Source organism: Pseudoalteromonas sp. UBA2102 (assembly GCF_002331165.1).
Classification (GTDB): Bacteria; Pseudomonadota; Gammaproteobacteria; order Enterobacterales; family Alteromonadaceae; genus Pseudoalteromonas; species Pseudoalteromonas atlantica.
This window is the reverse complement of the sequence record NZ_DCYU01000101.1, coordinates 1-6,922: the sequence shown is the minus strand read 5'-3', so window position 1 is coordinate 6,922 and position 6,922 is coordinate 1. Positions and strand designations below refer to the sequence as shown.

At 41.9% G+C, this 6,922-nt stretch carries 6 protein-coding genes; 3 read left to right on the top strand and 3 right to left on the bottom strand.

The features are described from left to right. The first annotated feature begins 299 nt into the window (after window positions 1–299). The 3 genes from B2R65_RS14045 to B2R65_RS14035 are packed head-to-tail and all read left to right on the top strand — an operon-like array spanning window position 300 to window position 3,974. Complete coding sequence (locus tag B2R65_RS14045; RefSeq protein WP_286743617.1) at window positions 300–2,840, top strand: EAL domain-containing protein; 2,541 nt, start codon at window positions 300–302, stop codon at window positions 2,838–2,840. Window positions 2,841–2,868: 28 nt separating this feature from the next. Then, on the top strand, window positions 2,869–3,678 hold the full coding sequence (locus B2R65_RS14040; RefSeq protein WP_055252638.1) for a DUF2797 domain-containing protein: 810 nt from the start codon (window positions 2,869–2,871) through the stop codon (window positions 3,676–3,678). Between the two features lie 2 nt (window positions 3,679–3,680). After that, entirely contained in the window at window positions 3,681–3,974 is a 294-nt protein-coding gene (locus B2R65_RS14035; protein WP_004588636.1) for a hypothetical protein, read from the top strand. A gap of 49 nt (window positions 3,975–4,023) precedes the next feature. On the opposite strand, the gene B2R65_RS14030 is transcribed toward B2R65_RS14035, so the two are convergent. From B2R65_RS14030 to B2R65_RS14020, 3 genes are all read right to left on the bottom strand, one after another. Continuing rightward, the gene (locus B2R65_RS14030; protein ID WP_256851380.1) at window positions 4,024–4,941 is read right to left on the bottom strand and encodes a histone deacetylase family protein; all 918 of its coding nucleotides are present in this window, start codon (window positions 4,939–4,941) and stop codon (window positions 4,024–4,026) included. Window positions 4,942–5,018: 77 nt separating this feature from the next. After that, window positions 5,019–6,560 carry a serine hydrolase gene (locus tag B2R65_RS14025; RefSeq protein ID WP_138579473.1) on the bottom strand — a complete coding sequence of 514 codons (1,542 nt, stop codon included), beginning with the start codon at window positions 6,558–6,560 and terminating at the stop codon, window positions 5,019–5,021. Window positions 6,561–6,571: 11 nt separating this feature from the next. Then, window positions 6,572–6,922: gamma-glutamylcyclotransferase family protein (locus B2R65_RS14020; protein ID WP_286743608.1), on the bottom strand; the 351-nt coding region annotated here is incomplete at its 5' end.

Here is a 6,922-nt window from a genome sequence, read left to right as displayed (position 1 = left end):
TTTAGGCAAGGCAGAGCCTATGAAGTGTGGTTATTCCCCATAAATAGGCGATAACGCAGTATAAATACCAAACACGCGCTGCACGAAGGTTCGTCCTAGGGACGATTAACTCTTTGTTGCTCGGTTTTTACTTAGCCCACTAGGTTACAAACCTCGCGCCACGATTAAATCGTCCCTAGTTAGAACAAATTTTAATCCTGAAGGATAAGCAGGCCCTAAAAATTTAACTAAAAAAGCGCAGTTTATATGCGCTTTTTTAGTGCTACACTAATTAAAAGAGTTATTACAAGTATACAACGTTGGAAACGAAAACTTTACGTTATCATGCCGCGGCCATAGCCATACTGATTTTCATATTTTATATTATTAGCACACTCGCTTCTAACCTGGTTGTGCCGACTCGCTATACCATCGATAAAACCACGCCTGTATATTTAGACTTTGCCTACTACATAGATGAAAGTAAATCTCACACACTCAACGATATTATTTTAAATCCCGAGCTAATCACCCACCAGCCGTTAACCGATATTCAATGGAGCTTTAAGCAGCAAAACTATTGGCTATTTATAGACCTTGAAAATAAAAGTTTGGATGCTCAAGACATTGTTGCCCATTTTGATAACCCGATGGTTGATCACCTCAGCGTGTATCGGTTAAACAAAAGAAATGAGCTTATAGAAAGCTATAAATTAGGTGATAAAGTAAAGTCTCTCACGCTTTTCCAATATAGCGTACCGCATATACGTTTTGCACTTGAGAGTAAAACAACAGAGCGCTTAGCCATAAAAATAGATACAACGGGGATCAGCAAAACCCCGGTTAATTTGTACCGCCATAAAGAATTTGTTGATTTAGTTCGCTCGCAAACCGGAATTTGGGGCATATTTGCCGGCGTGTTATTAATGGCTGCCCTGTATAATTTAGTGCTTTATTTTGGGATTAAAGACCGCGTTTATTTAGTTTATATAGGCTATATAATTAGTGCGCTGTGTTTAATGGGCATTGTAATGGGCTTTGGCTTTTACTTGTGGCCCCTAGAGTGGCAATTGTACTTACACGAAAAAGTGATTTTTTCAAACTACGCAATGGCCTTTTTTACGCTCGCCTTTTGCACCATGTTTTTGCGCTACCACAAGGACAAATGCTGGCGCTATAAAATGAGTAAAGCGCTACTTATTTTAATATCTTTATTATCAATCACCACTTTATTCATACCCGAGTACATTGCAGCCCCCATCTTTTTTTGTGTATTAAGCTTGTTATATATTACGTGTGTTATTTTAATTTATAACAAACTACGCACGGGCTTTAGGTGGGCGAAGTTCTACGTTTTTTCGTGGGTTCCCCTCATTGTTGGCGCGGCAATACAGCCGTTAGAATTAACGGGCTATTTGGATTATAGCTTTGCGATTCGTCACGCGTTTTTAGTGGCTATATTGTGTGAAGTTATTTTAATGGCTATGGCACTTGCTGATAGAGTGCGCTACCAGCGCGAGCGTGCGCTTTATCATGCTACACATACCCAGCAAACTAAATTACTTAACAGTGCCAAATTAAAACAAGCGTTTATGAGCTTACAAGCACAGGGGCGTAATACCACCTTGTGTTTAATTAAAATTCGCCATTTTAATTCGCTCAATACCATTATTACCCCATCACAGGGCTACACTTTAATAAAGCATGTGGCTAAGCAAATAGAGTTAGAGCTTAGCCATGAGCGCGAATTTACCAACCTAGATACAGATTTTAATAACAGCCCCCGCTTAGCCGACTTAGGCAGCGGGGTATTTGCCTGCATATCTACTAAAAACCAAAACCAGGAGTCACTTGAAGGGGCCTTAATTAAAGTTATAAATAGCCTACCCAAACAATACGAAATTCAAGGCTTAAACTTACAACTTACCTATAACATAGGGATTAGTAGCGCAGCCCACAGTGACGACTTTGAATACTGGACGAAACGGGGTTACTTGGCACTTAAAAAAGCTAAAAGTAATAACGATTTAGTAGTAAGCGCTTCTAACGGCAGTAATATATTAATGGATGTGGCATTGGCCGCTAAATTACAACAAGCGATTAAAAACAACCAACTTGCGTTGTATTACCAACCTCAAATAGGGCTGAACTTTAATCAAGTATGTGGCGCTGAAGCGCTGCTACGTTGGCCCGATCCGGCTTTTAAAGGCGTATCGATAGAAGAGCTGATCACCCTTGCTGAGCACACAGGTATTATTAACGAGCTTACCTTATGGGTTATTGAGCAAGCCTGTAAGGATATCGTCAAACTAACCGAGCAAGGCTATAACGATCACCCAATTAGCGTAAATTTAAGTGCTAAAAATCTGTCGATTAAAAACCTAGCCGAAAAAGTCGAAAACATTCTTATAAAATACCAAGTTCCGGCGCAGCTTCTTAAGTTTGAATTAACGGAGTCAGCATTAGTCGAAAGCCACGAAGCGCTTATTTCATTGGTTAATGAGCTTTCTGATTTAGGGGTGCGCGTGGTCCTTGATGACTTTGGCACTGGCTATTCATCGCTAAGTTATTTGGTTAATTACCGCTTTACGGAGCTCAAAGTAGATAAATCGTTTGTATTTGATTTAACGAATAACACCGCCAATAAAGTGATTGTGCAAACCGCTATAGATATGGCACATAACCTAGGGCTATCTATAACCATGGAAGGCATAGAAACCCAAGATGTGCACCACTTATTAAAAGAAATGGGCGCCGACAGAGCGCAAGGTTACCTATACGCTAAGCCACTCCCCCTAGATGACTATTTGTATTTCTTAAAAAGCCAATACAGTTTAAAGATGTTAAACTCCACGTTTTAATATCAACATCTTTAGGGGCCAAGTAAAGATGCAAGGCACTTTGCGTAAATTAAAATCGAGCTTAACAGAGCCGGTTCAATATCATCTTCCTGTGGGCGACAACCTAGTCGACCTAAACGCACTCATTGGTAAAGAGTTAACGCTGACGTTTAGCGGTACCATTTTATGCTCAAACTGTGGCAAAAAAACCAAAAAGAGTTACTCGCAAGGCCACTGTTTTGTGTGTATGCGTAAGCTTGCTAGCTGCGATATGTGCATTATGAAACCAGAAACCTGCCATTACGATAAAGGCACCTGCCGCGAGCCACAATGGGGCGAAGAAAACTGCATGATCCCGCATTATGTGTATTTAGCCAACACCTCTGGGCTTAAAGTAGGCATTACTCGCCATACGCAAATACCGACACGTTGGGTTGATCAAGGCGCCACTCAAGCACTGCCTATTTTTAAAGTACAAACACGTTTGCAATCAGGCTTAGTTGAGGTGGCATTGGCCGAGTTTATTGCCGATAAAACCAATTGGCGTAACATGCTAAAGGGTCAAAACGAAGCCATTGACCTTAAAGCCGCTGCGGCAGAGCTGATCCCGCAAATTAGCGATAAATTAAACGAGCTAAGCGAGTTATTTGGTGCCACAGCCATAGAGCAACTTGATGAAGACGTGGTTGATTTAAACTTTCCGGTGACAGAGTACCCTACTAAAATTAGCTCGTTTAATTTTGATAAAAACCCAGTAGTAAGCGGCGTGCTGCAAGGTATAAAAGGTCAGTACTTAATTTTTGATACTGGCGTTATTAATGTGCGTAAATTTACCTCATACGAGGTAACCGTAGGGTAACTATGCTAAACAGCTTTCCACAGTTATTAATTGTTTATAATGAGCTTGAAATAGCGCACGATAAACAAGAACAAGAAGCGTGTTTGCACAGCGTTACGCAAAGTGAGCTTAGTAATGTGCGTGTGTTGAACAAGCAAGGTGAGTACGTTGACCTGCAAGGCGCTGCATGCGCACCTCTTTCACAGGAGCAGCTAGCGCAACTGGTCACTACTTATTTATTAAATGAAGGGCAATGCTGCCTTGGCAAAATTAAAACCCTTAATACCAAGCAGGCGTTTGATTTACTAGGTTTATAACCCTTTAGTTATACCAATTCGCTTAATTAAGTATTATTGCGGATTGGTATTAGTACTCACTAAGCACTTTTATATGCGCTACAGCACTTCTTCCTAATGCTGATAGCGCATAGCCCCCTTCAAGGTAAGATATAACACCCTTGCAACCACTCTCTTTTGCAACGTCGCATAATTGCTCTGTAAGCCAGCTGTAGTCATCTTCTACAAACTTTAAACTTGCCATGTCATCTTCTAAGTGGGCATCAAACCCTGCACTAATAAATAGCAGCTCTGGCTTAAAAGCTTTTAATTTTGGCAACCATTGGGTATTAAACACTTCTTTTAAATCATCGCCACTACTGGCAATTGGCAAAGGGGAATTAACTATGTGGCTGTTATTTTTTACGGCCGTGTTTGGGTAAAATGGGTATTGAAATAGCGAACAAAGTAATATGTTTTCATCGTTTATAAATATGTCTTGGGTGCCATTACCATGGTGTACGTCAAAATCAGCAATTGCTATACGTTTAATGCCTTTACTTTGGGCATACTTAACCGCTATAGCTAAATTATTAAATACACAAAACCCAGAAGAAGCGTGCGCATTGGCATGATGCCCTGGCGGGCGTACAGCGCAAAACGCCGCATCGAGTTTATCTGCGAGAATTTCATCTACAGCCAACAACCCTGCTCCTACGGCGCGCTCTACCGCTTTAAACGAATCAGGGCAAAGCCAGGTATCGCCATCAAGGTTATGCAGCCCCTGCTCAGGAACTAAGCGTTCCACAAGGTTAACTAATGACTCATCATGGGCTAATAAGTAATGCTCACGCTGCGCTTTAGGCGCTTGTAGATGCGTTAAGCCAATATCTACACCACTTGCCAAAAGTCTATCGGCAATAGCGTCTAGGCGCTCTGGGCACTCAGGATGATCGTCAATCATTTTATGTTTACGGCAATGAGGATGTGAAATAACTGCAGTACGCATAAACGCTCCTTTAATGTGAGTGCTTAATATAACAAAGCCACCTTACGGTGGCTTTGCGACTTTGGTGTATAGCATCACTACTTAGCTTTTAAATTTAGGTTTCTAAAATCAAAACTAAAGTCTGTTACCGCTGTTGATACCGCGCGCATTTTGGCGCTATTTACACGGTTGTTTGCGCCCATATCAAAACGAATAAACGCATCGGCCTCGAGTAGCTTTTCATCCCACTTAACAATAAACGTATTACCTGTGTAATGCTCAAGCGTGCCTTTTAAGCGTTTGGTATGGGTAAAATCAATACGTAGTTTGCCATCTAGTTGCTCAATAATTACATCGCCGTACCAATCGTCATGTAACGTGCCGGTGTAATTTATATTAGGTAACTGTGGCTGGTAATCTGCTGGGGTGTCGGGTTTTGCATTGGCGTAGGCTTTTTGTTTACTCGCAAAATGTTTTTTAGCCAACTCTTCAACCCAGTCTTTATCTTCAAGCTCAAGGGCATCTTCGAGCACTTCGTGGGTTACTGCCGAAAGTGCACTAAATGCTTGCTGATTAGATAAAATAACAATGCCGAGCTTTTTCTCAGGCAATAATGTAACTTGCGACACCATACCTAAAATGCCCCCGCCATGGCCTAGCTTTTTAAAGCCGTGGTAATCTTCAATGCTCCAACCTAGCCCATAGCCTCTAAATTGCTGATGATAGGCCTCATACGCACTTTTAGAAGCCATAGAGGTAATATGCGGGTGCCACATTTGCGCTTGCTGTTTTTCACTAAATAGTTGCTCGCCGCTTGGCATTTTTCCGCCAGCTAACTGCGTTAGTAACCATTGGCTCATATCGTTTACGCTCGATGCAATAGCCCCTGCGCCTCTAAAGTCTTCTAGGTAGTTAACAAAAAAAGGATTGAGCTTGCCATCCATTGGTATGTGGCCAATTGCCCAGTTTTTATTGCTTTTTGGAATACGCGAAAAGCCCGCGCGCGAGTTATCCATGTGCAAAGGCTGTAATATATTTTTTTCGATGTAATCATTCCAGCTCATTCCTGATACACGTGCCACCACTTCGCCTGCGGTTACAAACATTAAGTTGTTATAGGCATACTGGCTGCGAAAGCTGCTGGCTGGCTTTAAATACTGTAGGCCGGCTAAAATATCCTCTATAGATTTATCAGTACTTGGCCAAATCATTAAATCGCCCTGCCCAAGCCCTAAGCCACTGCGATGGCTTAATAAATCACGAACACGCATTTCGCGAGTCACGTATGAGTCGTACAACCTAAACTCAGGTAAGTGGTCAATTACCCTGTCATCCCAGCTTAACTTACCTTCATCAACCAACTTAGCCAGCGCTGCACTGGTAAACGCTTTTGTGTTTGAGGCAATACCAAAAAGTGTGTCTTTGTTCACTTTTGCATTTGTATTGAGGTTGCTTGTCCCAAACCCTTTAGCAAATACAACTTTATCGTCTTGCACAACCGCTACCGCCATACCCGGCACGTCAAAGCGTGCCATTGAGGTGTTAATAACCTCTTCTAAGTCCGTGGTATTAATTTGTGCCCAACTATTAAAAGTGGCACTGGCAAGCAACGCTAAACTGGCTAATTTGGTGAGTTTCATGATTATCCTTATTATTTTTGGTGCACTGCAAATTCAATATCAGCACGCTCTTTATTTGTATCGGGCTTATGCGGCCGATTAAGTATTGCATCACTGTATTCTTTTGGTACGCCAGCCTCAAGCGCGCCGCGATGAACGTGCTGAATATACCAGTCGTATGGCAGTACATCGTTATCATGGGTGTTAGCAATATAGCAGTGGGCCTCTATTTGCTCACCATCTAACAAAGTGGGCTTAATAGCCACGCAATCGTAGCCTGGGCCCTCTATGGTATCTAAAATTGCTTTTTCGGCTTCATCAAGTTCATACACCACGCCATATACCAAGGCGTTTTTGTCATCACTTTTTTGAATACTGCACTT